Origin of the sequence: Olsenella sp. HMSC062G07 (assembly GCF_001811895.1) — a bacterium.
Classification (GTDB): domain Bacteria; phylum Actinomycetota; class Coriobacteriia; order Coriobacteriales; family Atopobiaceae; genus Olsenella_F; species Olsenella_F massiliensis.
The window spans coordinates 147970-173992 of record NZ_KV806951.1; the positions used below are offsets into that span (position 1 = coordinate 147970).

Consider the following 26023-nt stretch of genomic DNA (forward strand, 5'->3'; position numbering starts at 1 on the left):
GAGGTCGTAGGTTCAAATCCTGCCCCCGCGACCATAACTGCAACCCTGGCCTGCGAAAGCAGGTCAGGGTTTTCTTTTGACCAACATCTGACCGCCAACCCGACCGACATTTTACCGCCAAAAATTTTTCGCGGGTAGCCAAAAACGCCGCGAAAACGGGCCTCTGGTTGCGGTGTGGCGCAAGCAGTAGTTATTAACATGCGCCCTGGCGCAAATATGGTTGCGGCAGAAAGAAACCTCTTTTGCGCCCTGGTGCAAGCAACGAGGGTCGAATTTGCGCTCTGGCGCAACCGTTCTGAACTTATCTTTGAATTTTTATAAAAAGAAATGGCCCGAGAAGCCCCAAAACCACCCGAGTTTTCAACAGGTGTCGCAAAATTCCCCATCGCATCATATCGAAGCGCTTTCACTCTAATTTGCAGCGATTCCCGCCCATCGCCTGCCTTCTGACATAGCGTGCCCGCTAGAGACGAATCAGAAGCAACAGAGACGGGAGGATTCCCATGGAGGAAAAGAGCGAAGCAAGGACAAGCCCAGAGGGAGAGATCTTCACCCTGGCTCAGGCGGCGGAGTACCTGAACGCCTCGCTTTCCACGGTGCTCAGGCTGGTCAACAGCGGCGAGCTGCGCGCGTTCAGGATCCGTAAGGCGTGGCGCACGAGCAGCGGCGCCTGCGATGAGTTCGTAAAGCGGCAATTCGCGGACCAGGCCGTGATATGCAAGTCGGTAGAAGAGGGCTAGGTGGGGCGAGGAAGGAAAGCACCTTCGCCCTGTACGCCAAGCAGAGCTTCACGATCCTGCCCGACGCCCTCGTGGGCGTCCTCGTAAAGCGGCAGGTCGGCAGGAACGGCTGGGCGGTCATGGCGGCGCTCTGTCATGCCATCTTTTCCGACGGCAGGATAGGCGTCATGTCGAGCAACGAGGTCTGCGCGCGCACGGGACTCACGAAGTACCAGGTGGCGCGCGGTATGACCGAGTTGCGCGACAAGGGAATCATCGCCCCCGTGATCAGGACCAACGCCGAGGGCTACCGCCATCCGGACCGCTCGAACTACGGCCATGTCGTGCGCTACGAGTTCAGCCGCTCTTCGTGGACGTGTCGCGCTTCAAGGGGCCTGAGTGGCGCGACATCCCGCTTCTGGCGGACCGCGAGGTGTGGCTCAGGAGGTCGGTGCTCGACCCGGAGGGCCGTCCCGTCACCGACGCTGACGGCAAGCGCGTGAGGGACGTGGTGAAGGTCATGCCGCAAGAGATCAAGGACGCGCTTTCGGCTTCGAGGCGCGCCTGGGCAGAGGAGCACGGCGACGACCCGCGCGCGGTGATGGTCGGTGTAGCCCTTGCCGCCCTTCTGGTCATCGCAGGGGGCTTCCTGCTTTTCAAGGCCCTTATCGGCCAGCCGCCTACGAGCGTGGGAGAGGGCTCCGATGCCGCGCAGCCCGAGCAGCAGCAAACAGCTGCGGTGAGCGTTGATATGCAGACGGGGGCGGTCGATTCCGGCAGCATCGACTACCTGGATGAGACCTTCTCGATGGTCAACATCGAGGGATCGGCTGCGGTGGTCGCCACCGATAAGGCGGGCAATCAGCGCACGCTCTTCAAGCTGAGCGGCGTTCCCACGGGCCTGCTTCTCTACAACGGCATCATCTTGGTTCCCGAGAACCTGGATGATGGCTGGGATGTGATCTCCTACGTGGTGGATGGCGAGTCGCAAGCTGGTCCGATCATGGTGGACGGCGCACCCGTGCACGGCGATGCTGAGATTGACGACGCATACCTGGATGGCTCCGAACTCGTTGTGGTTGATGCGGCAGGATCGACCACGCGTATCGCGCTGTAGAAAATGCAGCGACGATCCGATTTGCCCTTTACAGGCGGGTTCTTTTTCGCTGAAGTAACCTATGCACTTGTTTCGGGGTGTTAGCTCAGCTGGTTAGAGCGCCGGCCTGTCACGTCGGAGGTCGAGGGTTCAAGTCCCTTACATCCCGCCAGAATACTTCGCGCCTCCCATCCGGGAGGCGCTTTTCACAGGTGCGGCAGCAGGATAGGCCATGCACGCGGTTCGGGGGATCCTGCCCCGTTGAGGCGGTGGCCTCCCATTGAGTTTGCAGTTGAGTTTGCAGTTCTGTACAAACTCAATGGGGCCTTTTGCGGAAAAGCCCAGATGGGCTCCCGGGGATCTGCATTGAGTTTGCGATTATCGGCCCCAGATTGCAAACTCGATGCAGATTGCAAACGCGACGCTGCCCCCGTCACGCTTCGAGTGCCGAGATCTTCTGCACAGATCTCCGTTGGCGGCCCAAAATAAACCGCTTGCAGGGGCTTAAACGAACAGAGCTTTGAATTCTCCACGGGATGAGCCACTATTTTATATAGAACTTGAATATACAAAATGATGTATTTTACTCGTTGTCAATCTTGGGGGTGTACATGCCGGAGTTGTTCAACAAAGAAGGCCTCGCCACCTGCAGCGTGGCGCGCGAGCTCTGTTCCATACCCCTTGGCGAACGTATCCCCACGGTTTCCGAGCTTGAGCGGAGCTGCGGGGCCTCGCGCGGCAACATACAGAAAGCGCTTGTGAACCTCAAAGAGGGCGGGGCGGTGGCTCTCGAGGCGCACGGGCAGAATGGGACGCTGCTCACCGGCATAGACTACCTTGCGCTTGCCGCCGCGTGCGGCGTCGACCACATAACGGGAGCTATGCCGCTGCCCTACACCTTGCGCTACGAGGGGCTTGCGACCGCGCTCTTCACTCTTCTCAACACAGGCGACATACGTGCTTACATCACCTTCCAGCGCGGCTCTGAGGCCCGCGTCCAAACGCTGCTCGATGGCTCGACCGACTATTGCGTCATGAGCCGTTTGGCGCTCGACGATTATTTGGGGCGTGGCTACCCCCTTGTCGAGGCGCTCGACTGCGGCCCCTTGAGCTATGTTGGTCGCCACGTGCTTCTCACGCGCGACCCCAAGCGCAGCGATTGGTCGGGTGCGCGCGTGGGGGTCGACCGCTCTTCGGTTGACCAGAGTACCCTCACTGCACGCTATTTCGCCGACAAGGATGTGGAGCTTGTGGACGTCCAGTATACCCACATAGTGGACATGCTCAAGACCGGGGCCCTCGACGCGGGTATCTGGAACGAGGATGACCTACATGTGCGCGCTGCGAGCGTGGCAACGAGCCGGCTCGAGGGCATGGCTGCGCAGGATGGCAACACCCATGCGATCGTGGTCGTTCGTAAGGATGACGCCCTTATGGGGCGTCTGATTCGCAGGCTTGCAACGTGCGAGCAAGTGCGCTCCATTCAGCGGAAGGTTATGGAAAACGAGTTGCCGGCGCGTTATTAGCACCAGGGATGTTGATGCAACCTGCGGGTCGGCAGCGGGCGGGATGCGAGAGAGGCGAGATGGATTCGTTGGACGCGCGGCTAGACGCCCTTCAACGGGCGGGCTTTTTCGACGCCGCGGGGCGGAGCGGTCTTGAGGCGGCGATGCTCGTCATCACCGAGGAATGCGGGATTAGCCGAGACGATGCCCGCGTGGCGTCCCTCGCGACCCATCTGGCTGCAGCGCTCAAGCGCATCGCAGGAGGCGAGCGCGTTGCTCCCTTGGACCCCTCGATCCTTGCAGACGTGCTTGCGAGCCCTGTGTCGGCGGACGCGGCCCTCATTGCAGAGAGGGTCCTCTCTGCGGTCAAGATGAAGCTTCCGGATACCGAAATGGATTATGTGCTCGTACATGTCAGCGCTCTGCTCATCGCGCTTCGGGCAGACGGAGAGAAGGGGGAGCAAGAAGAAGGTGCGTATTGCGCAGACATGGCGGCGGGGTTGTGCCGCGCGCCGGGCGCATTGAGGAAATGAGGAAATGAGGAGAAATGGAAAGATACCTGGTCATCTTCCTAGCAGGTGCCATGGGTGCCCTGTTGGCTAACCGCGGCATATCGGTCTTCAACGATGCCGTGAGGCCTGTCGTGCCCGAGTATCGCGAGGGTCGCATGTCAAGGGCCGAGTTCTTCACCACGACCTTCGCGCTGAGTTTTGGCTTGGTGATTGGCTTTGGCATTCCATATTCGATAATGTCACCGATTATCCTTGTCCATTCGTTGTGGCTCGGCACCGATATCATCGGCGCGATTTTCCCGGCTAAGAATGCCGATGAGTGGTGGAAAGACAAAGAGAGCTTGCTCGGAGCGGTCGGGTCGTTCGCGGTCGGTGGTCTTTACGGCGTCGCCCTTCTTGCCGGCCTTCAAGGTCTCGTCGACCTCATGCAAAGCCTACCTGTTAACATCTTCGATGCGTGGCAGAACATCTCTGGTCCGGTTATCTCGGCCTTCATCGCGTTTCCCTGCGTGGTCATAACCATGGATTACGGTTGGCGGCGTGGCCTGGCGAGCCTCGTGTTCACGGTGGTCGTGCGGCAGGTCCTTGTTGCGGCCGGCTTGAGCGATATCGCCGACGGCATAGCCCTTCTCGCCGGGCTCCTACTCGTCATAATCTTCGCTTTCAGCGCCAAGGCTCCTGAGGCGCAGGTCAACATGGCCGACGTTTTCGCCGATCGCGTCAAGAACATCCGGAAGAACATCATATGGATCGCCGTCATGGGTGCGATCTATGGCGTGGCCTGCAACATTCACCTTCTCATGGAAGGCCCGCAGTCGCTGACCTCGCTTATTGATGGCAACGTGTCTGCGGCAGCGAGCATTGCGACGGCGCGCGCCATCTCCTTCATCCCCCTCAAGGGCTTGACCTCGCTTGCTACCGGCACATTCGTGACCGATGGCTTTGGGTTCACGGCTGTCGTGGGCATTCTCGCCCCTAACGCGGTCGTCGCAGGGCTGCTCGGCGCCGTTGTCATGTCGGCCGAGGCTCTCTCGCTCTCGCTCGTGGCCAAGGTGTTCGATAAGGCCCCGGCGATCAGGAACTCCGCCGACAATATCCGCGTTGCCATGACGAAGCTGCTCGAGGTCGCCATCCTCGTCGGCTCCATGGCTGCGGCCGAGGGCATGGCTCCGGGCTTTGGCTTTTTGACCGTGAGCGGCCTCTTCGTCATGAACGAGTATTTCAAGAAGCCGATCACGCGCATGGCGGTGGGCCCGATCGCGATCATAGCCGTGGGCATCCTTGTGAACGTCTTTGCTGCGATTGGCCTGTACACTGTGGCTTAGCCGTTTTGCGCCTCGTGCGCCGACCGACCCCTACGGTTGGCGCACACCACTGGCGGCAGGCCCCGAAGGGAGTAATCATGAGAATCGTGATCGGCGGGCAGCTCGGGAAGCAAGAAATCGAGCAGTGCATTCGCTCGCTCAACCTTCCCGGGGTAGAGGTGGAGATATTGGACGATATGCAGGCGACCATGGACATCCAATCCGGTCGTGCCGACTATTACCTGGGCGCTTGTCTTACGGGAGGCGGAGGCGCGCTGGCCATGGCGATCGCCCTTCTGGGCTATGGCAAGTGTAGGGCGCTCACGGAGGCGGACGAAGCGACCATAAAGGCTGCGCTCGATGCGGGAGTGAAGGCTTTTGGTTTCACGCCGCAGCTGACGAGCCAGGTCGTCCCGCTGCTCGTGGGTGAAATGGCTGGACGCAAATGAGTTTGCGCTAAGGCTAGGGGGCGATATGAAAACCTATCCACTTTACTCGCGCAGATTCGAAGAGGCTCGCGATCTGCAGTTCAAGGTCGTGGATGCCGCTACGCGCCATTTCGCCGGGCAGGATACGCTCGACCTCGGCGACCTGGGCGTTCATGCGGGTACCAATCGCCCGCTCCAAACGATTCGCGTGGAGAGGGTTTTTGCAGATGTCTTCGACGCCGAGGACGCTGTGCTCGTGCGCGGGGCGGGGACAGGTGCCCTGCGGTGGGCGATTGTCGCTGCCTTGAGGCCCGGCGAGACGGTGCTCGTGCATGATGCCCCCATTTATCCCACGACCAAAGTCTCGCTTGACACTATGGGCGTGCGCATCGTCGAGGCCGACTTCAACGATGACGCGAGTATAGCCGCAGCCTGCGCCGCTCATAAAAGCGAGATCAAAGCCGCGCTTATCCAGCACTCTCGTCAAACGCCCGATGATTCCTACGAGCTGCGCCACGTGGTTGAGACGCTTCGCGATGCATTGGGCGATGTGCCCATCGTCACCGATGACAATTATGCCGCCACCAAGACGCCCATAGGCTGCGAGCTCGGCGCGGACCTCTCAACGTTCTCATGCTTCAAGCTCCTAGGACCCGAAGGCGTGGGCGTGGCCGTGGGCAGGCGCGCTCTTGTGGGCCAGATTCGCAAGATGCAGTATTCGGGCGGTAGCCAAGTTCAAGGGCATGAGGCCATGGCGGCCCTGCGTGGGCTGATCTACGCGCCGGTTGCGCTCAGCATAACAGGGGCTGTCTGCCACGAGGTTGCCGATCGTCTGAATGCGGGCGAGCTTGAGCACGTGCGCGCCGCCTATGTGGCGAACGCCGAGAGCAAAGCCGTGCTCGTTGAGTTCGATGACGACATAGCGGGGCGCTTGCTCGAGCTTGCGCCTGCCCATGGGGCCGCGCCGCATCCGGTGGGCTGCGAGAGCCGTTATGAGTTTGTGCCCATGTTCTACCGTATCAGTGCGACGTTCCGTGCCAAGGATCCGACTTGGCAGCGGCGCATGATCCGGATCAACGTCATGCGCTCCGGGCCGGATACGGTGATACGCATCTTGCGCGAGCTTATCGGCGAGGTATATTCAGGTAGCTAGCGGTTAGGGGGCGAGAAGATGTTATTGGATAGGCTGCTCAAGACAAACCGCCCGTTGGCGGAGCTCGCGCTCTCGTGGCAGCGAGATGGCGCACTCCTGCCCGACACCTATCTGATCGACCTCGACGCCCTCACGCAGAACGCTGAGGCCATCAAGGCCACCGCCGACTCCCGGGGCATAAGGCTCTACTACATGCTCAAGCAGTTGGGGAGAAACCCCCTCGTGGGCAGGCGTCTTGCCGAGCTGGGTTACGACGGTGCCGTGTGCGTTGACTTCCGCGAGACGCTCGCCATGATCGAGGCGCACCTCCCCTTGGGCAACGTGGGACATCTCGTGCAGGTCCCGCGGGCAGCGATGGCCCGGATCGTTGCAGCACGGCCCCAGATAATGACCGTCTATTCGGTCGAGAAGGCCGCCCAGATTGGGGCCGAGGCCGAGCATCAAGGCTTCGTGCAGCCCATCATGTTGCGTGTACTGGGACCGCACGACATGCTCTACCAGGGCCAATATGGCGGCTTTGAGCTTGACGGGTTGGACGCCGCCCTCTGCGCGCTCGAGAAGATCGAGGGCGTGCGTGTGGCGGGAGTATGCTCGTTTCCGTGCCTGCTCTATTCCGAGGCGTCGGGCAAAATCGAGCCTACGCCCAATGTGCAGACCGTGCTCGAGGCCGCAACCTTGCTTGGGGAGCGCGGCTACTGCGATCTGCAAATCAACATGCCGTCGGTTAGCTGCGTCGAAGCTGTGGGCGTGGTCGCCGCCCTCGGCGGCACGCACATGGAGCCCGGTCACGGCCTCACGGGCACGACCCCATGGCATGCCGCTGCAGGCATCGACGTCCCCGAGCGTGTTGCCTACGCCTACGTGAGCGAGGTGAGCCATAATCTGGGCGGTCGCTCGTATTGCTATGCAGGCGGCCATTACCGGCGGGGGCATGCCGCAAACGCCCTCGTGGGCACGAACCTCGCTGCCGCGCGCCGCATGGGGGTGGGTGTGCCTCCGGCCGAATGCATTGACTACCATTTTGAGCTCTCGGAACCAGCACCCGTGGGCGATCCGGTGCTCATGTGCTTCCGTACGCAGATGTTCGTGACGCGCAGCGAGGTGGCGGTGGTGAGCGGCCTCTCTTCCGGCGCGCCTGCGCTCGAGGGAATCTTTGATGTCCAAGGCCATCGGCTGAGGTAGCGCGTTTTTGGTGCGGGCCGCCTAGTCGTCCTTGGATGGAGAAGGAGTTAGATTTGGCTAATAATAATCTGACGAGCAGATCCGAGACCGGGCGCTTTATAGTAATCGTGCTCGATGGCTTCGGCGTGGGCCAAATGGCTGACGTACCCCGCGTCCGCCCGGCCGATCTTGGTGCCAATACCTGCGTCCATATATTCGAGAGCACGCCGGGCCTTGAGCTGCCTGTGCTTGCGAGCATGGGGTTGGCCAACGCCTGCGGCAAGGAGTTCGCAGGGCTGCCCTTCTCGCCCAGCGCGACATGGGGGAGGGGTGCGCTTGCCCATCAAGGGGCCGATACCTTCTACGGGCACCAGGAGATCATGGGCACCAAGCCACCCGTGCCGCTTGCCGAGCCCATACAGGGCGCACTCGACGAGATCGCCCATGCGCTCACGATGGCCGGCCACGAGGTGAGCTTCTACTCCCCGTCCTCCTCGGGGCTGCGCTTTCTCATAGTTGACGGGGCCTGCACCGTAGCCGACAACGTGGAGTGCGATCCCGGGCAGGCTTTCAACGTGACTGCTGCGATCGACGACCTCGACTTCGAGGAGGAGCTCAAGATCGGTCGGATCGTACGCGAGATTGCCAAGACACCGCGTGTGATCACCTTCGGCGGGCGCGGCGTTCACCTCGCCGACCTTCTCGCCGCTGTGAGGGAGCACGACGGCTTCATTGGTGTGGATGCACCTGCCTCGGGCGTGTACGACAACGACTACCACTGCATTCATATGGGCTATGGCGTCGATGAGAAGGTCCAGGTGCCCTATATCCTGGGCGAGGCTGGAAACGATGTCCACCTTCTCGGCAAGGTTGCCGATGTGTGCGCGAACCGCTTCGGCGAGTCGGAGTCGATCGTGGACACCCGCGAGGTCCTCGAGCGCACGTTGGAGCTGGTGGCAGGCCCCACCGAAGGATTTATCTGCGCGAACGTCCAAGAGACCGACCTTGCGGGGCACGGTGAGGATGTGGCGCGCTATGCCGACCGCCTATGCGCGGCCGATGAGCTTATCGGGCGCATCCGCTCGGCCATGCGGCCTGCCGACGTACTCGTGGTCATGGCCGATCACGGCAACGACCCCACGATCGGTCACCCGCACCATACGCGTGAGCACGTGCCATTGCTCGTGGCGCATGAGGGAGCGCCATCCGGGTTCATAGGGGAGCGGGCGACGCTCTCTGATATTGGGGCCTCGGTCGCCGATTACTTCGGCGTGCGCGCGCCGCAGAATGGCACGAGCTTTTGGTTGCAGGTCAAGGGGTAGGGCAGGCAAGCCGCTCGAGAGGCACCCCGTCTCGAGCTCCGATGCCCATAAGCTCGAGTGCACCGTGCAGGCGGCGACGGAGGGCAACAAGGACCCGATCTCATCGATACCGCTCGTGAAGCCGGGCATAGACTGCTTGCATGCGGCGTAGTCAATCCACGCCACGCCACGGCATCGACATCGGCAGCATCACCTCGGGTGAGACGAGCCTGATCAGCTCGTCGTAGCCCGCCGTCCCCGTCTTGCGGTAGATGCTGTTGAGGTGCTTCTTGACGGTACTCTCCGAGAGGTATGCGGCCTCGGCTAACGCACGCCGAGATACTCCCGTGTGCACGAGCCGCGCTAGCTCCATCTCGCGCGGCGTGAGGTGGTAGACGCCTGCGAGGAGGTTCTCCTGGGCGAAACTGCCCTCTTCCCTGAGCCCGTTGGGATAGCGGTTGCAGAAGTAGATGCAGAGGTGCTGGTTGACGGTGCTGAGGATGAGCATGTCGTGCTCGGTGAAGTCGCCTTCCGCCTCGGAGCGGTACAGGCAGATGTTGCCGTAGGCGTGCCCGCCGCCCGCGATATCGATGCCCGCCCCGTAGCGGATGCCCAGCGGCGCGAACCACTCCTTGAAGAAGACCGAGTCGAGCATGTACTTTTCGGCAATGATATCGGATTCGCGGAACACATGCGGTTCAGGTGCGGCGCAATACCACAGGATGAAGTCGTAGTAGACGTACTTCTCCTGGTAGGCGCGCAGCTGCTCGGCGGGAATGTCATCGCTCGAGTAGTGGAAGAACCCCACGCGCTCGTCGCGGTTGCTCACAAGGCATGCTATGGAGTGCGAGTACGGGACGAGCCTGCGCAGCTCGCGTGTGATCTCGAGTAGGTCGGGATAGGTGCTCGACGTGTAGATTAAGGTGGTGATGCGGTTGATAGCTTCCCACTCCCATGCCTCGATGGCCATGTGCGGCTTCCCTTCTAGTACCTTGTATGGAACCAATCGTAGCACCAAAGTTTTAAATAAGAGAAGAGGAGTTCTAGCCAATTGAGCCCCAACCTCCCCTACTCGCACAATTAACGCGTACGGATTGGGCAATCCAAGTGCGCGGCGGCTCGCGGACGAGGCAGCGGCCTACCAGGGAGGCGACGCTACCATCGACGGGCGCGGCATCGTGTGCACCGTGGCCGGCAAGCCCGCCGTGCAGTCCATGCTCACCGCGAGCGGCGGCGGGCGCATCAGGCTCGCCAAGGCCTCCGCGGACGAGTTCGTCACCGGGGGCGACGGGAACTACAGCCTCGAGGGCGCCGTCTACGGTGTCTACCAGGGAGACGATCTTGTGGCGCGCATCACGATCGGCGAGGACGGGCGCGGCAGCACCGACGTCCGCGTGCCCGACGGCATCTACACCGTGCGCGAGATCGAGGCTCCCGCAGGCTACGTCCTCTCAAGCGTGGAGTACGAGGTAACCGTCTCCGGCCACGACGCCGTGGTGGATGCGTCAGACGTTCCCGTGACCGTCACCTTCCGCCTCAAGAAGACCGACGCCGAGACCGGCGAGGCGACGCCCCAGGGCGCGGCATTGCTCGACGGCGCCGTCTACGAGGCGACGTTCGAGCATAACGGAGAGACCAAGACGGCCAGGGGTACCACAAAGGACGGTGAGGTCACCTTCGAGGGCATCCCGCTGGGCCGCATCTCCGTGCGTGAGGTCACGCCTCCCACGGGCTACCTCCCCGACGCGGAGGAGCACGTCTTCACGGTCACTGCCGAGGATGTCGGGCACGACTTTGCCGTCTTCGAGCTCACGCCCGAGGGCGAGTTCACCGAGCAGGTGGTGCGCGGCGACCTCGCGTTCGTGAAGGTGGCAGACGGCACCCAGCAGCGACTCGCGGGCGTGCCCTTCAAGATCACCAGCAAGACCACGGGCGAGTCCCATGTCATCGTGACGGACGGCAACGGCCAGGCCTCCACGGCTGCCAGCTGGAACGCCCACACCACGGACACCAACGGCGGCACGGCGGAATCCGGCGTGTGGTTCGGAGGCTCCGACCCCGACGACGCCAAGGGCGCGCTGCCCTACGGCACCTACACGGTTGAGGAGCAGCCCTCAGAGGCCAACGCCGACCGCGCGCTCATCCCGGCCTTCGACGTCTCGGTCTACCGCGATGGCGTGACCGTGGACCTGGGCACGCTCACGAACGACGCACCGCCCTCAGAGACGCCTCCCGCGCCCGGCGTGTGCACCGAGGCGACCGACGCGGACGACGGCGACCACGAGGCCGTGGCCGACGACTCGGTGACCATCGTGGACACCGTCTCCTGCACGGGGCTCACGCCCGGCAAGGAGTACACGCTCACGGGAACCCTCGTGGACAAGGAGACCGGCGAGCCCGTCCGCTCGGACGGCAAGGCCGTCACCTCCACCGTGGCCTTCGTGCCCGACGCGGCGGACGACACGCAGGAGGTCGCCTTCACCTTCGACGGCGCGGAGCTCTCAGGGCACACGGTCGTGACCTTCGAGTCTCTCGTCCTGGACGGCCAGGAGGTTGCGTCCCATGCCGACGTGAACGACGAGGGGCAGACCGTGGAGCTCGTGCCACCCGGAACTCCCGATACCCCCGATACCCCCGAGGCACCGACGCCCGGCGGCAAGCTTCCCCAGACGGGAGACGAGCTGCCGATAGTGGGCATCTGCGCCCTGGTTGCGGCGGGTTGCGCCGCCACCGTCATCGGCATCGCGCGCAGCATCGGCCCGCGCCGCGAGGAGGACGAGGGAGAGGATGGATGGCATCGTCGCCTGCATAGCCGGCTTCCTCTCCGGCTTCGTGACGCTCGCCGCCTACGCCTGTTGTAGGGCGTCCGGCGCAGCGTCGCGGGCGGAGGAACGGGATCGATCAAAAAGTGCCCTTCCGTGGATACTGACGGGAGGGCGCTTCTGTGCGCCCGAGTTCGCATCGATAGAGAACATGAGTTTCTCTAAAATATGCATTGGAAACAGGTGACAGCTGCTATCAGGAGCAGCTGCTGACTTATATGACGAACGAGGAACCATGGCACGGAGCAAGTCGAGTCGGAATACACATAAGATATGTGTGAAGTTTCTTATCAAAGGAGAAGAAACGCAGAAGGCATTCGATGTAATGCCTAGCCCCGATGAGTCTGATACCTCGCTCAATAAGCCGATAGAGAAAATCATCGAGCAATTCTCCAACCAAGAGGACATGTATGTTGTCACTATCTCAGTCAATTCGGACAGCATAGACGCTGCAAAAGTCTTATCTGGGATAAGAGATGACGTGCTTAAAGAGCACAGCGATTCCGCTCTTATGCTGGAAGACGGACCGTCAGAGAAATTCGATCGCGTTCTCTTTGAGCTGATTGCGACTTTTGAACGTAGATTTAGAGAACTGCTCATCGTCAGCATATGCAATGAAAAGGGTTCATTAGATGACAAGCTAATTGGGGAGCTTGAGAAAAAGAACCTAGGTGAGTTGTTCGAGATCGTTTTCACTGACCTGGAGTTCAACAACAAAGTCAAAAGCGTGGTCAATGATAAGAACTCCCGACGTTTTGAAAAAAGGGATCTTGCCAAGACCATTGGTCAGATGGAGGAAGACACCCTTTGGTCTCAATATTTCAATAACGACCGGCTATCTACCGTTACAGAAGAGCACGAAATCATCAGAGTCTTCCGCAACGATGTGATGCATGTACATCGGATGTCGTACAAAGATTACAAACGTGCTCGAACGCTTGTAGAGAAGGCAAACAAGGAGATGGGCAGGGTAATCTATATTCGCAGCGCTCACGTTGACTTTACGAGTTTTAGCGAAGTTGTATCTGGACTTGCTGAGTCGATTTCAAAGATTATGGCTCAGATAGATTTAGGTGGGATAACCCGCTCGCTTCAAACACTACAGCAGGCCTATAGTACGAGCTTTTCAGGCATAGCTCATCAATACAGTAATTTATATAAAACTTTGTATAAAACACCAATATCAACCGGTATTGCTTCAGGCATCAATTTTGACAGCCTACATGGCAACATTACTATTCCGGAAGACGCGATAGACCCCGCTGACATTGGAGATGCTTCTTCTTCGGAAGACACGCAGACGGAAATCAGTGGCAATCCTCCAAAGGTCGATAGTAGTGAAAAACCAGAGGATGAGAATTCCGAAGGCAAGGATGAAAACCCGCATAACGACTAGTTAGAAACGCTCTGAGGTCTCATTCTCAGAGCTTCTTCCGCGTTCACCTCTACCAGCTCCTCCACAAGCGCGTACGTTGCGGGGTCGAAGCCCATCAGGCGGCAGACCTCCGCTTCCACATCGGTGCCGTCTGCATTATCGCCAACAAGCATGCTAAGAACGCGATGTGCCGAGACCGCCTGAACGGGCAGGCCGTCGGCGATGCGCGACGCCCATGAGAAGCGGTTGCAGTCCACGAGGCCGTCCCCCACGCGCAGGAGCGCGAACTCGCCGTCCACCGTCACCATGGACAGCTGCGGCACGTCCTCGCTGTCCGCCATAACGACGCAGAGCCCGTCGAGCCTGCGGGCTATGGGGAGGCCCTCCGGCCCGGCGGGTGCGTCCTGGCCCGGCGCGGGGTACCAACGCATGGAGAGGAGCAGCATGCCGCCATCGCGCATGGCTCCGGATAGGTCGAGCGACCAGTTTGTAGCGACGTTCCCGCGGTACATGCTCGCGTCGGTGAGGTTGGCGGTGTCGAACGCATCCATGCGCCCGTCCTAGTAGTAGGTCTTCACGATCATCGCTGGCTTTCCCTTCCGTCATCACGCTGGCGTGCGCGCTGGTGTTCGCTTGCGTGTTCTGGGGCGTTGCCACGTTGCGCGCTTGCGCCTTGGGCGCGGGAGAAGGGCTTCGACGGTCTCGACGCATAGCGTCGCCCTGTGCCGCCCTCCTTGAGAATGCCGAGGCTTTGCACGTAGGCGGCCATATCGGGGTTGCCTGCGCCCTTGGTGGCGAGGTCCGCTGTCGTGTGGATGCGGTTGTCCTTGAGCCACGCGAGCGCCTCGGAGAGCCTTTCGAGCTCCGAGAGGTCGCCAAGCTCAACGGCGGAACGCGCGAGCTCTGCAGCCCTGCGCTCGCCTGCATCCGCGAGATGCCCCGCCGCCCCCAGCGAGAATCCGCGCATGAGTGACTCTCGACCGTAGCCGAGACCCAGGCTTTCGCCCGAGACGCGCCAGGTGGGGTGCCCGGAAAACGAGAAGACCCAGTCATGGCGTCTTGCCTTGGCGGAATTGTCCTCGACCTCTACGCCTAGGCTCTTGAGGAGTTCCCTGAACTCGTCCTCGCTCCTCGTGACGGAGCGCGCTACGCGGATGCGGGCGCGGATGTCCGCCACCCAGGAGTAGCCGCCCTTCTCGGCGATTTCTCGCTCCGCACGGCGCACGTGCTCTGCCTGCAGCGTGCGGGGCCGCATGCGCCCGCGCACGGACGCCCTTTCCTCGACGCTGTCGAAGTCCGAGAGTCCGCGCTCCTTAGCCATGGGCTGAAGCGAGTGCTTGAGCTTCTTGGGGTCGTGATCCTGAAGCCGGCGCCCCATGACGATGTTGGTGTTGTTCACGACCACGTGGGCATGAGGTATATGGCCAGCATTGTCGTCGTGGTAGACGATGGCCACCTCGAAGTCGCCGAAGTGCTCGCGCGCCCAAGCGATGGTGAGCTCTCGGAGCGCGTCCAGGTTCACGTGGTCCTTCGGGTCCGGCGAGAGTACGTAGTGCTTGTAGGTGCGGCAGGGCCTGTCTCCCCAGGGCGTGTCGTTTCGCCAGCGCGTGCGCGTGTCGTCCATGGCGGCCGCCCAGTCAAAGGCGGTGCCCTCGTGCTCGGGGATGTCGAGGTTCAGGTAGTCGGAGGCGAGTGCGCGTCCGTCCTTGGTGAGGTAGCGGTAGATGCCCTTGCAGGAGGTGTGTCCGGATATCGGTTTGACGATCGGCATGGCGCGCCTGCCTGAACAGGAAGCGGGCCTGAGCGAGGGCATCTATCTTAAGCGCGATCTCTTTGGCGGTCCGCTCGATTGCGTCGAAGCGCTCACTCACGAGGACGTAGCCGTCCATCACGTCGGGCGCGTCCAGCTTGTTCAGCCGCAGGTAGTAGGCGATGCTGTTGAGGGCGTGCATGCCCTGGTTGCGCTGGTAGCCCCAGTGCCGCATCTCGCGGTACATCCTGTCGGCCGTGGCCAGGTCGAGCACCACGAACTTGTTTACGTTTTCCTGCCCGATATCTTCAATCGGCAGTTGCATGAGGAGGCGGACCAGTTCCGCCTGGGATATGCCGAGTGACTTTGCGAGGTTGACGGTCCGCTCGTAGTCCGATTCCGAGACCCTCGCGTGGAACTGCCTGGTCTTGGGTTCGCCCATGGCTTCCCCTTCGCTCTGAGCGCGGCAACAGTGCTGCGCGAGCTTGGCAGGACGGCCTGGGCCGTCCCTAGGGGCGCGGGGGATCCCCCGCAGAGAAGTGTACCGCACGGCGGGGCGCTTCGGATGCGATGACACTTATGGCGGTAATGACGGTTGGTGCGGCACATCCCCCGACCGTCATAGTCATCACCCCGCCGGAGGGCGGCAAGCGCTGTTTTGGGTGCCTCTGGTACACAAAATAGGCTGCTTGCTTCTCTGAGAATCGGTTGGCCACCTTTCAGATGCACACCGGAAAAGGTAAATGTAGTCGGGGGTCTCGCATGCCCATTCCTCAGCAAGTAATGCTCCGGTGAAATATCCGCTGGTATCATGGTTGCAATAAGGACTCAGATAGATAACGGGACGTGCATATGTCAAAGCTCAATATCGACCAGAAGACCGTAAAGGACCTTCTCGCCGGAAAGAACGCCGATTTTCTTATTCCCGACTATCAACGCCCGTACGCTTGGGGCGAGGACGAATGCGCAACCCTATGGGATGATTTGCGCAGCTTCGCTTTCCCCGACAACAACAGCGAGAAGTTCGACCCATCGACGGATGAATATTTTCTGGGCCCTATCGTGACTTTCAAGAACGACACGGGACAGCAGGAGATTATCGACGGGCAGCAGCGATTGACAACCATCCTCCTGCTTTTGCGGGCTTTCTACGATAAATTCAAAAACGCGCAGGACAGCAAGACGGTAAACGTTCGGAAGATGATCTCCTCCTGCATATGGAAAACCGACGAGTTCGGCGACGGGGATATGGAGCAGCTCAAGATTGACTCCGAGGTGGCTTCCGACGATGACAAAGGCGAGTTTCTTTCGATCCTGAAGAAGGGAGCCGTGACCAGCGGGTCGAAGAGCGCGTATGCGGAGAATTTCCTGTTCTTCCAAGGTTGTGTGGATAAGTTCACCGATGAGTTCAGCACCTATGTCGCGCTCTTCGCTACGCGCATTTTGAACAACGTGATTTTGCTTCCCATTGAGGCGGAATCGCAGGGCACCGCCCTCCGCATCTTCTCCACGCTGAACGACCGGGGCTTGCCCTTGGCGGATGCGGATATCTTCAAGAGCCAGTTCTACAAGCACTTTTCCGCAGAGGGCAGGAAGGACGATTTCGTCGCAAGATGGAAGAGGCTGGAGGAAACGTCAGGGAAGATATTCCGCAGCGGCACCGGAACGCCCATGGACGAGCTCTTCACGCGATACATGTACTACAGGCGCGCCTGCCTGCACATTCACGACACCACAACGCAGTCACTGCGCGACTTCTTCAGCACCGACAGCTACAGGATGCTAAAAGACGACCAGGCGCTCGTAGACCTGGAGGATTTACTGGACTTCTGGGCCAGGGTGGACGCCCAAGAGGGCTTCTCCGATCGAGTACTGCGCAGGCTCTTCGTTCTCGGATACGCGCCAAACAGCATGTGGACATATCTGCTCTCGGTCTGGTTCTTGGCCAACCAAGACGAGCACCACAATCTGGACGAACCGAGTCTCTACAGCTTCCTCAACCTCATCACCGCTTTTATCTTCGCGTACACGATTGAACGTCCCGGCGTTAACGCGCTGCGCAGCCCCGTGTATCCGCAGATGGAGAACATAGTGGACCACAAACCCGTGACGTTCGATTCTTATAAATTCGATCGCGACGACATCACAGCACGCTTCAAGGCCTTCGCCTTCACCAATCAGCGGCGATTCACGAGGTCTATGCTGGTCTGGTGGGCTTATTCGGACGACGAGCAAGAGCTTTTGAGCCCGGACACGGTGCTGGAAGTCGAGCATATTTACGCACGAAAGCGCAACCAGATGATGCCGTTGGCGAACAAGGCGAATCTTGAGGCTCTTGGCAACAAGGCGATGCTTGAAAAAAGAATAAATATCCGCGCATCCGACTATCGGTTTCTCGACAAGAAGAAGTATTACCTGGGGTACACGACAGATAGCGGCGTGGTCAGGCAGGGTACGGGGATTCGCGAATTGCGTCAGCTTGCGCAGAATACGCAAGATTTCACTGAGAGCGATATCGAGGAACGGACGGGGAAGATCATCGACGCGTTCGTAGACTACTTGGGAAACAACGGGCTGCTGCAGTAAGCACCCATGTATAGGAGGCTTTCTCGTGACAGCAGTGGACCAGAACTCCGTGATTCAACCGGAAACAATTCTGGACTTCATCGATGGAGTAACCCAACGGAGGGACACCCCCGAGGAGAGGGTACGACAGGAGATTTTGAAATCGCTTGTGCGAGAGTACGGGTACAAGAAGGATCAGATATCCGTTGAATTTTCGATAAAGTTCGGCAGCAGCCGTAAAGGCGTAGATGTTGCCATTTGGCAGCCTGGCGTCGAGCACAAGCAGGAGACCATCTACATTATCTGCGAATGCAAGGATCCCAAGACGAAGAGCAAGGGCAAGAAGGACGGCGTCGACCAGATGATCTCGTACGCCGCCGCATGCGCCAACGTCCAGTACAGCATGTGGACAAACGGCGACGAGCTGCTCGCTTTCCGCTTCCTTGTGGATGAAAGCGGAAAGAGGGTTCATGAGGCGGTCCCCGACCTCCCCTACGCGGGGTCGGACGTGCCGGACGACGCTCCCAAGTTCGACCAGCTCAGGCCCGCTGCAAGCGACTCGCTCCTCTACTCGTTCCGCAGATGCCACAACTACATCGCGGGTAACCAGGGCATTAAGAAGGAAGAGGCCTTTCTTGAGCTGCTGAAGATTATTTTCTGCAAAATCCAAGACGAGCGCGACTCGGAGACGCCAACCTTCTACATCACGCCGTCGGAGCGGCACAGTCCTCTAGGCAAGAAGAAATGCCGTAAGCGAATAGAAAAGCTCTTTTTCAGCGTGAAGAAGTCCTACGAGACGATTTTCAAAGCCGACGAGTCGATAGAGCTGACGGACGATGTGCTCGCCTACATCGTTGGTCAGCTGCAGATGTATTCGCTTCTCGAAAGCGACGTGGACATAAAGGGCCACGCATATGAGACCATCGTCGGGTCGAACCTTCGCGGCGACAAGGGACAGTTCTTCACGCCCCGCAACATGTGCCGCATGATGGTCCGTATGGTCGACCCTGCCGAAGACGACATCATCCTTGACCCCGCCATGGGCACCTGCGGCTTCCTTGTCACTGCTATGAACTACGTTCTGGAGCAAATCCGCGAATCGGTCGGAAACAGCGGGCGCTCCGAAGTTGCCAAGCAGCAGGCTCTCAGCCGCAGGAAGGAGGACTTCCTCACCCATCATATCGTGGGCGTCGATTTTGACCCGATTCTCGTTCGCGCAAGCAAGATGAACATGGTCATGAACAACGACGGGACCGGTCAGCTGTTCCACGCCAACTTCTTGGAGCCTTTTGCGAAGTTTTCTGCCGACCTGCGTAAGGCTCTCAGGCTCGACAGCGACGATGTCAAGCAGAACAGGGCATGCGCAGAGGGCCACGGGGTGACGGCGATCATGACCAATCCCCCCTTTGGCTCCAAGATTCCCATCGACGATCCATCAATACTTGAGACATTCGACTTGGGGCACTCCTGGACGTACGACGACAGCTCGCTTGATTGGAAGATGGACGGGAAACTTGCCACTTCCCGGCCGCCGGAGATTCTTTTCATCGAGCGTTGCGTAAGGCTGCTTGAGCCCGGCAAGGGAGTCGCTGCGATCGTCATTCCCAACGGCATTCTGGGGAATCCTGGGCTGGGCTACGTCCGACAGTGGATTTTGCGGCATGCCAAGGTGCTCGCCTCGGTCGATATGCACCCCGATGCCTTCCAACCAAACGTGGGAGTGCAGACTTCTGTGCTCGTGCTGCGAAGGTGGGACGCGGAGGAAGAGGCTTACTGCAAAGATGGCACCTTCCAGGACTACAGGATATTCATGGCGATTTGCGACCATGTTGGCCATGACAAACGTGGCCAGACCACTTACGTGCGTGATGACGAGGGCTACCCGATAGTGCGCGAGCAGACGACAGCCGTGACGGGCATCGTCGCCTCGGATAAGGAAAGCGAGCACTCGTCAAAGGAGCGCGTTGTCGACGACGAGACTATGAAGATTGCCGACGCCTTCCACGACTGGAGGCTCGACAATGGGGAATGAACCGCTGGCGAAGAGCGTCCGTCTCTCCACGATATTGGGTGGGGACAACAGGCTTGAGGCTTCTACATACTTGCGCGAAGGGTACGGATATGTTCGCCTCGCAAACCAAAGTCCCCACCACGTTCGGCTTGGCGACTTGGCGGACATTTGGCAGCCAAGCAGACTTGCTGGATACATGGTGGAACCTGGGAAAGGGTTGCCTTTTTTCACTGCAGGACAGGTTTTTGAGGACTTTCCTCGGGTCAGAAAGTGGCTGGCTGCCCCTTTCGTGCCTCAGGCGGAAAGCCGCAAAGTTGGTACAGGCTGGTTGCTTCTATCCTGTTCAGGTGTCGTAGGGCGTGTCACCGCTGTCTACCCGCATCACCTGAATAAGATAATTACTCATGACCTGCTCCGTGTCGTTCCGAAAGATGAGGCCGAATACGGGTGGCTTTATGCGTATATGAGAACTGATTTCTTTAAACAGATAGCAGCCGCGGCGCAGTATGGCCACATGATTAAACATATCGAAGTTGAGCACGCCAATGAGTTCCCTGTCATCATGCCTGATAATCAGACAAGGACATCGATTGCTCAGATTGCTGAGCAGGCCATCTCTTTGCGTACTGAGGCTTGGCGGTTACGTGATAAAGCTTTCGATCTCTTCGAGTCTTTTGCTGGGTTCGATGATCAGATGACAGCATATGCGGAAACCCCTACTAATCGTGAGGTCAGTCTTTCTCAAATACTGGCTCGTCGTTCAAGGTTGGATGCAGATTCATATTGTGGTGCCGCAGACATTGCGGATAGGTTCCTAGGGTCACTGCATTGTCAAAGGCTGGAATCTCTCATCAAAAAAGTTTACCTTCCACCGAGAGTGCCGCGCACCTATGGTGAGGGAGGGATTCCTTTCGCATCTCCCAGTGAGTTGTTCGACGTGAATGCAAAACCAACAAAACACATTTATGCAAAACTAATTCCGAATTATCAGCAGTTTATGCTTAAGCCCGGTGAGATGCTGATGGTGCGCTCTGGGCAAAAGTATGGTCTCATAGGTAGAACAATGCTACTTACGGAGAACCACAGGGGAATCTTCGGAAGCGACGATCCGATTCGGATTGTTCCGGACGAGCAAAAAATTCGTACTGGATATTTGCTCACCATCTTGAATGATCCTGCCATCGGGAGGCCGTCTGTTGTGCGCAACGCATACGGCACTTCTGTTCCGCACCTCGATATAGGTGATATCCGTTCTCTACAAGTGCCCCGTCTTGATAAAGAGAAAGAAAACCTCATAGCTGAAGCTATGGACCAAAGTGTGAATAAGTCCGCAGAAGCCGATCGTATGGAGAATGAGGCTACGCGACTTGCACAGGCTCAGATTGATTCTGAACTTGCACATCTTTAATGCGAGTGCATCAATACTCGTTGTGAAAGGCAATGAATGATTGTCGTAGATGGTCGTACCGATATTGAGAAGCTAGAGGAGCTGCTGCGCACAGGTACGGAGTGCACCGAGCTCGACTTCAAGGAGACCCTCAACTTAAGCACGAAAGCTGACGAACTGCATTTTGTGAAAGATGCCGTCTCAATGTTCAACCATTACCCAGGTGGTTACATCATCGTAGGCGCCACCAACGAGGGGGAGCCATCCGACCTTTGCAAAGGCATTGATTGGAAGCAGTTCGACGGAGCAAGACTATCCGACAAGCTTAATAAATACGTCGCGGTGCCTTTGCGACCTATATCGACAGTGCATGAGCTGGAGGGGCATACATACTGCCTTATTTGCTTCATGAGTCCGTCGGATGGCCTACCCGTGCCTTTCACGAAGCTGGGCCAGTTCAAGAACGAACAAGGTAAGGAAGAAGTCGTCTTTAGGCCCGGCGAGATCACGAGGCGGGATGGAGCCGGAAACAAAGTAATAGAGTACTCGCAATGGGGAGAGATTCTCGCTCCGTTTGAACGCCTCATACGTGAGGACGAGTCCAAGCGCATTAACAATCTCATTGATAGAATCACTGAGGCCCTTGGCGCCAAGGGGAAGACGCCCCCACTTGTCATCGGCATGGGCGAAGATGCGTTGTCTTCCGCGTTGGCTGCGTGCTTTGACCAGATGGAGACGCCCAAGCTACTCAACTTCATCGACCAGCTAAGCGCCGAATTCAATCGCTCTGACTCTGCATCTGTCCCGTTGACGGCCATTGCCTCGGCGGCCGTTTCCTATCACAACGACGAGGTATACGGCCACGCCGCGAGCGCTCTTTACGACAGGTACATAAGTGTAGATCCATATTCTCAGAGCACCGAGAAGACCAAGACGGCGCTGCTGATTTCGTGCTATGAGATTGGCGCGGCCATTGTCCGAGCAAGACGATGGGACTTGGTTTCGCCCCTTGTAAATCGCGAGTCACCCAGCTTTGGTCGCAAGTACATCTATTCGTCCTGGCTCAGAGACTGCCAAGTGGCTGCAATAAACGCGGGGGAGTACGGCCATGGAAGCGACGGAGCATTGATTTCCCTGGTTCTCAATCATCTTGCCGGCCATCCCTCTATCCTCCCAGAATACGCACTCAACCCAATGACAATCGACGGGAAGATGGGCAACGACGGTGAAGCGGTCCTGGACCTTCTTTGTGGATTTGACTTCCTCTATTGTCTCTGCGTCTTTGTCGCCGGCAAGCAGCAGGCTGGAGCCTATCCGTCCTGCGTCGATTTCTCCGAAGATAGAATTCGCTATGTCTCTACTAAGATTTTCGGTGATGCAGGGGCAAGAAAAAAGCTTCTTCCTGGTTATTCCGATGACGACATTGCTGCCGGGTTGCGAGAGCTGTATCACCTGATTAGCAACGAGGCTATGAGCAAGAGCAAATATTTTTGGGGGGCAGACCCGTCAGGAGCAATAGGGGCGTTCCTGGCAGAGCATCCTGCGAAAGAGCAAATGCTGCGCAAGGCGTCCCTCGCGGCAGCCAAATTGGTGATGGCTCATATCGCGAGGGACGCCGGCGCCTCGCCTCCGGGCTGGGCAGCTACTGCGACTTAGGGTGCTCCAGGAAGAAGCGGTCGATGCTCTGCTTGACTGCGTCGACGTCGCCGCCGGTCTCGGCGATCCTCAGGCGGGCGGACTGGGCGGTTGTCGAGTCGATCGCGGCCCAGGTGGCAGCAGCCTCGTTCTCGTCCTCGCACGTGCGGAAGGCCATCATGACCTTGAGCTCGATCTCCTGCAGGAGCGCAGCCCTCTTGGTCTCCAGCTCGGCCGCCTTTGCCAGCGCGGCCTTCTCCTCCAGGTCGTTGCGCGTCTCGTCCACGAGGGCGAACCGGTCGGTCGCCTCGTCGTACATGATGAGCACGTTCACCACGTCGTAATCGTTCTTGTCGATAATGATGCCGTCGAGCTCGTACATGCCCTCGGTGGCCTGGTCGGTCTCGGTGGCTGTGGGCTCCATCTCGTGGGCGGTCTCGCGGGCCAGTCTGCGCGCTCTCTCGACGGGGTTTTCGACGGCCATGCGGGCCTCCTCCGCCTCAGCTGCATCTAGCAGGCATTATCGCACGGAAGCGCCCGCCGGCCGAAGCCGATGGGCGCGCCGGGTGTATCTATCGGCCTACTTCTCGCGTGGCTCGATGAAGGCCGTCTCGCCCTGGACGAAGTTGTTGGGGTTGCCCGTCCAGTTGCCGCCGTTCTCGAAGCGGGCGGTGTAGGCGCGCCCGTCCTTGAAGCCGGCGACGGAGTAGGACTCCCAGCCGTCGAATCCGCGTATCCAGACGCGGTCGCCGACCGTCAGCTCGCTCGCGGGCACCTCCACGGCGTCGAGGAACTTCCCTAGCCGCTCGCCCTCGGGCATGGCGTCGTCGTAGACGTGCAGCATCTCGTCGAAGGGGTACTCCTGCTGCTCGGTGAAGCCGTCGTAGAGCCCCTCGCGTCCGACGATCCTCCAGCCGTCGATGACGTAGATGCCGTTGTCGCCCTGGTCGCCCAGGCGGCTGAAGCGGTCGATTCCGACCGAGAGCGACCCCCCGAAGAAGTTGCCGACCACCTGGGCCATGCGCGCCCATCCGTAGCAGTCGGAGCTAGGTGCTCGGTAGCCCTGCAGCTCGCAGTAGCGGAGCAGCGGCTCGACGGAGTCGCGGCCCCCGTTCCAGTGCAGGTAGAGCGCCAGGTCGTGGTCCTTGGTGGTGATGACGGCTCTGTTTCCCATGATGACCTCCCGAAGTTTGCGGTCCGCCCCTTTGGCGTCCCTTGTGGCCCAGGGGCCGCCGGGGTTCGCGGGCGGTGCAGGGGAGGAAGCGAAACCTGCCAGGGCCTGAGTTTTCCGGGGGAATCGGAAATGGCCTTCCCCTCGGAAAAGTTTTCGCGACCCTTGCGTCGTCCGCGGTTCCCGACGACCCTGAAGGGTCCAAGGAGAGCCAACGGGAGGACCGTGCTCGGAGGGCGGCGTGCGGGACAGTGACCCTCACCACCCTTACCACCGCGTCCGCTCGGCTTCGGGCCGGTTGAGGGGCCCTACGCCTCATTTCCGCCGTGGAAAGCGTGGAGAGCGTGGTTTCCGAACGGGCGGCTGCTGTGGATGGGCTCGTTACGACCTCTGGGCTGGCAACCCGGGGGTCGTTGGCGGGAGAAGCCGCTGTTCACGTTGCTTGGGCGCTGGGAATCGGCCACGCTTTTGACGGCTGGAATCGTCTTGGCGGGAGCGTTCGAGGGGGTCTTCATGGGCAGGGGGCAGCAGGCGGCGGTGCTGGTAGGAGCGCTCGTCTTGCTGGCCGTGCTGGGCCTGGGAGGGACCTACGGGGGCTGCTCGCGTGGCACTTCGGCTTCCGAGGACATGGATGCAGGACAGTTCGAGCAGGTTCAGGATGTTGAACGGCTCCTGCAGGGCACGTGGTCGGGCGACTCGGGCGACCTCACGTTCCTGGGCGAGAACCTCACGTGCACCGCGCCGGGCGTGCTTCCTGACGCGCTCTACGACGGCGGCTTCTCGGGGTCCACGTCGGCGTAGATGTCGAGCGTTATGGAGACGCTCGCGTGGCCGAGGTAGCTGGCCACGGTGCGCACGTCGCACCCGTTGCCGATCATCATGGTCGCGAAGGTGTGCCGCAGGTCGTGGAAGGTGCAGTCGAACCTGTTCATCTTGCAGAACGCCGCGAAGTCCTTGCCGAGCTGCGTGGGGTTGTAGGGGCGGCTTTCCGGCACCTGAGTACCCAGGATGTACGGGTCGCCGGGGTCGACGCCCATCTCGCCCATGACGCGCCAGGTGTCGGAACGCTTCGCTTTAAGGACCGCGGCGGTGTGCCTGGTGAGGGGGATGGTGCGCGCGGAGCTGCCCGTTTTGGGTTCCTTGAGGTAGAAGCCGCCCGGGCCGTTGCCGAGCGCGTGGCTCACGGTGATGGTGCCCTTCTCGTCGAAGTCGCTCCACCGGAGCGCGCAGACCTCGCCGCGGCGCATGCCCGTGGTGAGGGCGAGCTCGATGGCCAGGCCGAGCGGGCTCTCCGCCTCGGCCGCGATGGCGAGCTTGAGCATGCGCGTGCGGTCCTCGCGGTTGAGCGCGTTGATGGGCGTCTTCACGCGCTTGGGCGGCTTGCAGTAGTCGCAGACGTTCTTGCGGATGAGGTCTTGCGACATGCCCCACTTGAGGGCCTGCTTGAGCAGCCGGAACGGCTTGTCCACGCTCTTGGGAGCGTAGCCGTCGGCCGTCATGTCGCTCATCCACTTGTTCACGTCCCCAACGGAGAGCTCGTCGAGGCTCACGTTGCCCAGGTAGGCGCAGATCTGCTTGACCTCACCCCGGTAGCTGCGCACCGTGGAGGGTTCGATGGTGCCGGACTCCTCCTTGTAGCGCAAGAAGGCGTTGAGGAATTCCCGCAGCGGCATGCCCATCCCGACGGCGCCGCCCTCCAGCTCAAGCCGGACGATGAGCGCGTCCCGGGCCTTCTCGGCTTGCTTCTGGGTCTTGGCCACCAGGGTGTGGTAAGTCCTGATTGTTTCCCCTGTGGCGGGGTTCACGTGGGAGAGACTGCACTCCCACTGGTCGGTGTTGCGTCGCCGGCGCAGCGACCTGCTCGTGTAATGTAGTTCCATGTTCGTCCAATCCTCGTTTTCCACAGCCATTTGTGACCACCATTCTGACCACCAAAGTGACCACCAAATGACCACCAAACCGAAGATGGAGACGTGGAAAATCAGGATTGCTCAGATTGCAGGGATTAGAAAAACCACAGGTCAGACGCCGTTCTCCGTCGCTGCAGCACCGCTGGATTCGATATGAAATCGCCCCGGACTCGCTCATAATCCGGAGGTCGTAGGTTCAAATCCTGCCCCCGCGACCA

The 26023-nt window shown here is 59.8% G+C and carries 25 protein-coding genes and 2 tRNA genes (1 of these 27 cut by a window edge); 19 read left to right on the forward strand and 8 right to left on the reverse strand.

The features are described 5' to 3' along the window. Positions 1–34 (forward strand) — tRNA-Met (locus HMPREF2826_RS09560) (it extends 165 nt beyond the left edge of the window). On the opposite strand, the gene HMPREF2826_RS09565 is transcribed toward HMPREF2826_RS09560, so the two are convergent. Then, positions 1–410, reverse strand: a 410-nt coding sequence (locus HMPREF2826_RS09565) for a hypothetical protein (protein WP_210388962.1), incomplete at its 3' end; no start/stop codon positions are given. The two genes, HMPREF2826_RS09560 and HMPREF2826_RS09565, sit on opposite strands and share 34 nt — an antisense overlap. 93 nt (positions 411–503) lie before the next feature. Here HMPREF2826_RS09565 and HMPREF2826_RS03860 point away from each other — a divergent pair. The 11 genes from HMPREF2826_RS03860 to HMPREF2826_RS03905 all read left to right on the forward strand — a co-directional run bounded on the left by HMPREF2826_RS03860 (position 504) and on the right by HMPREF2826_RS03905 (position 9200). Then, positions 504–740, forward strand: coding sequence for an excisionase family DNA-binding protein (locus HMPREF2826_RS03860; RefSeq protein WP_070639368.1), 237 nt, complete (start codon positions 504–506; stop codon positions 738–740). Beyond that, complete coding sequence (locus HMPREF2826_RS09570) at positions 716–1222, forward strand: hypothetical protein (RefSeq protein WP_210388963.1); 507 nt, start codon at positions 716–718, stop codon at positions 1220–1222. The genes HMPREF2826_RS03860 and HMPREF2826_RS09570 overlap by 25 nt, the downstream gene beginning before the upstream one ends. After that, positions 1171–1836 carry a hypothetical protein gene (locus HMPREF2826_RS09575; RefSeq protein WP_210388964.1) on the forward strand — a complete coding sequence of 222 codons (666 nt, stop codon included), beginning with the start codon at positions 1171–1173 and terminating at the stop codon, positions 1834–1836. Before HMPREF2826_RS09570 ends, HMPREF2826_RS09575 begins: the two co-directional genes overlap by 52 nt. A gap of 74 nt (positions 1837–1910) precedes the next feature. Then, positions 1911–1987, forward strand: a tRNA-Asp gene (locus HMPREF2826_RS03870). A gap of 439 nt (positions 1988–2426) precedes the next feature. After that, positions 2427–3341 carry a GntR family transcriptional regulator YhfZ gene (yhfZ, locus tag HMPREF2826_RS03875; protein WP_148138325.1) on the forward strand — a complete coding sequence of 305 codons (915 nt, stop codon included), beginning with the start codon at positions 2427–2429 and terminating at the stop codon, positions 3339–3341. Positions 3342–3400: 59 nt separating this feature from the next. After that, a complete protein-coding gene (locus HMPREF2826_RS03880) occupies positions 3401–3853 on the forward strand; it encodes a PRD domain-containing protein (RefSeq protein ID WP_148138326.1) in 453 nt (150 codons plus the stop codon). A 14-nt stretch (positions 3854–3867) separates the two neighbouring features. Then, complete coding sequence (locus HMPREF2826_RS03885; protein ID WP_070639373.1) at positions 3868–5157, forward strand: YhfT family protein; 1290 nt, start codon at positions 3868–3870, stop codon at positions 5155–5157. 77 nt (positions 5158–5234) lie between these two features. Next, positions 5235–5585, forward strand: a complete 351-nt coding sequence (locus HMPREF2826_RS03890; RefSeq protein WP_210388965.1) for a DUF2620 family protein — start codon at positions 5235–5237, stop codon at positions 5583–5585. 25 nt (positions 5586–5610) lie between these two features. Then, positions 5611–6717, forward strand: a complete 1107-nt coding sequence (locus HMPREF2826_RS03895) for an aminotransferase class V-fold PLP-dependent enzyme (protein ID WP_070639375.1) — start codon at positions 5611–5613, stop codon at positions 6715–6717. A gap of 18 nt (positions 6718–6735) precedes the next feature. Beyond that, entirely contained in the window at positions 6736–7899 is a 1164-nt protein-coding gene (locus tag HMPREF2826_RS03900; protein WP_070639377.1) for an alanine racemase, read from the forward strand. A 53-nt stretch (positions 7900–7952) separates the two neighbouring features. Next, the gene (locus HMPREF2826_RS03905; protein WP_246824682.1) at positions 7953–9200 is read left to right on the forward strand and encodes a phosphopentomutase; all 1248 of its coding nucleotides are present in this window, start codon (positions 7953–7955) and stop codon (positions 9198–9200) included. Between the two features lie 151 nt (positions 9201–9351). Here the strand turns inward: HMPREF2826_RS03905 and HMPREF2826_RS03910 are convergent, their stop codons facing one another. Continuing rightward, entirely contained in the window at positions 9352–10149 is a 798-nt protein-coding gene (locus HMPREF2826_RS03910) for a helix-turn-helix domain-containing protein (protein ID WP_070639381.1), read from the reverse strand. Positions 10150–10273: 124 nt separating this feature from the next. On the opposite strand from HMPREF2826_RS03910, the gene HMPREF2826_RS03915 reads away from it, so the two are divergent. Together HMPREF2826_RS03915 and HMPREF2826_RS03920 are read left to right on the forward strand one after the other, a co-directional pair. Beyond that, complete coding sequence (locus HMPREF2826_RS03915; protein WP_070639383.1) at positions 10274–12040, forward strand: VaFE repeat-containing surface-anchored protein; 1767 nt, start codon at positions 10274–10276, stop codon at positions 12038–12040. Between the two features lie 196 nt (positions 12041–12236). After that, complete coding sequence (locus HMPREF2826_RS03920; RefSeq protein WP_148138327.1) at positions 12237–13397, forward strand: hypothetical protein; 1161 nt, start codon at positions 12237–12239, stop codon at positions 13395–13397. On the opposite strand, the gene HMPREF2826_RS03925 is transcribed toward HMPREF2826_RS03920, so the two are convergent. From HMPREF2826_RS03925 to HMPREF2826_RS09645, 3 genes are read right to left on the reverse strand one after another with little or no spacing between them, the layout of a single operon-like run. After that, positions 13394–13927, reverse strand: a complete 534-nt coding sequence (locus HMPREF2826_RS03925) for a hypothetical protein (protein WP_070639387.1) — start codon at positions 13925–13927, stop codon at positions 13394–13396. The two genes, HMPREF2826_RS03920 and HMPREF2826_RS03925, sit on opposite strands and share 4 nt — an antisense overlap. Positions 13928–13956: 29 nt before the next feature. Next, positions 13957–15129, reverse strand: a complete 1173-nt coding sequence (locus HMPREF2826_RS03930) for a relaxase/mobilization nuclease domain-containing protein (RefSeq protein ID WP_371440584.1) — start codon at positions 15127–15129, stop codon at positions 13957–13959. Beyond that, the gene (locus HMPREF2826_RS09645; protein ID WP_246824683.1) at positions 15014–15568 is read right to left on the reverse strand and encodes a hypothetical protein; all 555 of its coding nucleotides are present in this window, start codon (positions 15566–15568) and stop codon (positions 15014–15016) included. Before HMPREF2826_RS09645 ends, HMPREF2826_RS03930 begins: the two co-directional genes overlap by 116 nt. A 410-nt stretch (positions 15569–15978) precedes the next feature. Here HMPREF2826_RS09645 and HMPREF2826_RS03940 point away from each other — a divergent pair, with 410 nt between their 5' ends. Genes HMPREF2826_RS03940 through HMPREF2826_RS03955 form a run of 4 tightly spaced genes read left to right on the forward strand, consistent with a single transcriptional unit; the run spans position 15979 to position 22745 of the window. After that, positions 15979–17712: a DUF262 domain-containing protein gene (locus HMPREF2826_RS03940; protein WP_070639393.1), complete on the forward strand. Its 1734-nt coding sequence runs from the start codon at positions 15979–15981 to the stop codon at positions 17710–17712. 25 nt (positions 17713–17737) lie between these two features. Beyond that, positions 17738–19723 carry a type I restriction-modification system subunit M gene (locus tag HMPREF2826_RS03945; RefSeq protein ID WP_210388966.1) on the forward strand — a complete coding sequence of 662 codons (1986 nt, stop codon included), beginning with the start codon at positions 17738–17740 and terminating at the stop codon, positions 19721–19723. Next, positions 19713–21110 carry a restriction endonuclease subunit S domain-containing protein gene (locus HMPREF2826_RS09250; RefSeq protein WP_148138329.1) on the forward strand — a complete coding sequence of 466 codons (1398 nt, stop codon included), beginning with the start codon at positions 19713–19715 and terminating at the stop codon, positions 21108–21110. Before HMPREF2826_RS03945 ends, HMPREF2826_RS09250 begins: the two co-directional genes overlap by 11 nt. Positions 21111–21146: 36 nt before the next feature. Beyond that, a complete protein-coding gene (locus tag HMPREF2826_RS03955) occupies positions 21147–22745 on the forward strand; it encodes an AlbA family DNA-binding domain-containing protein (RefSeq protein ID WP_070639397.1) in 1599 nt (532 codons plus the stop codon). On the opposite strand, the gene HMPREF2826_RS03960 is transcribed toward HMPREF2826_RS03955, so the two are convergent. Together HMPREF2826_RS03960 and HMPREF2826_RS03965 are read right to left on the reverse strand one after the other, a co-directional pair. Continuing rightward, entirely contained in the window at positions 22732–23208 is a 477-nt protein-coding gene (locus HMPREF2826_RS03960; RefSeq protein WP_070639399.1) for a hypothetical protein, read from the reverse strand. The genes HMPREF2826_RS03955 and HMPREF2826_RS03960 overlap by 14 nt on opposite strands. Before the next feature lie 96 nt (positions 23209–23304). Further along, positions 23305–23898: a tudor domain-containing protein gene (locus HMPREF2826_RS03965; protein WP_070639401.1), complete on the reverse strand. Its 594-nt coding sequence runs from the start codon at positions 23896–23898 to the stop codon at positions 23305–23307. A 483-nt stretch (positions 23899–24381) separates the two neighbouring features. Here HMPREF2826_RS03965 and HMPREF2826_RS03970 point away from each other — a divergent pair, with 483 nt between their 5' ends. Next, entirely contained in the window at positions 24382–24696 is a 315-nt protein-coding gene (locus HMPREF2826_RS03970) for a hypothetical protein (protein WP_148138330.1), read from the forward strand. On the opposite strand, the gene HMPREF2826_RS03975 is transcribed toward HMPREF2826_RS03970, so the two are convergent. Next, complete coding sequence (locus HMPREF2826_RS03975; protein ID WP_168163976.1) at positions 24660–25775, reverse strand: tyrosine-type recombinase/integrase; 1116 nt, start codon at positions 25773–25775, stop codon at positions 24660–24662. The two genes, HMPREF2826_RS03970 and HMPREF2826_RS03975, sit on opposite strands and share 37 nt — an antisense overlap. Between the last annotated feature and the right edge of the window lie 248 nt (positions 25776–26023).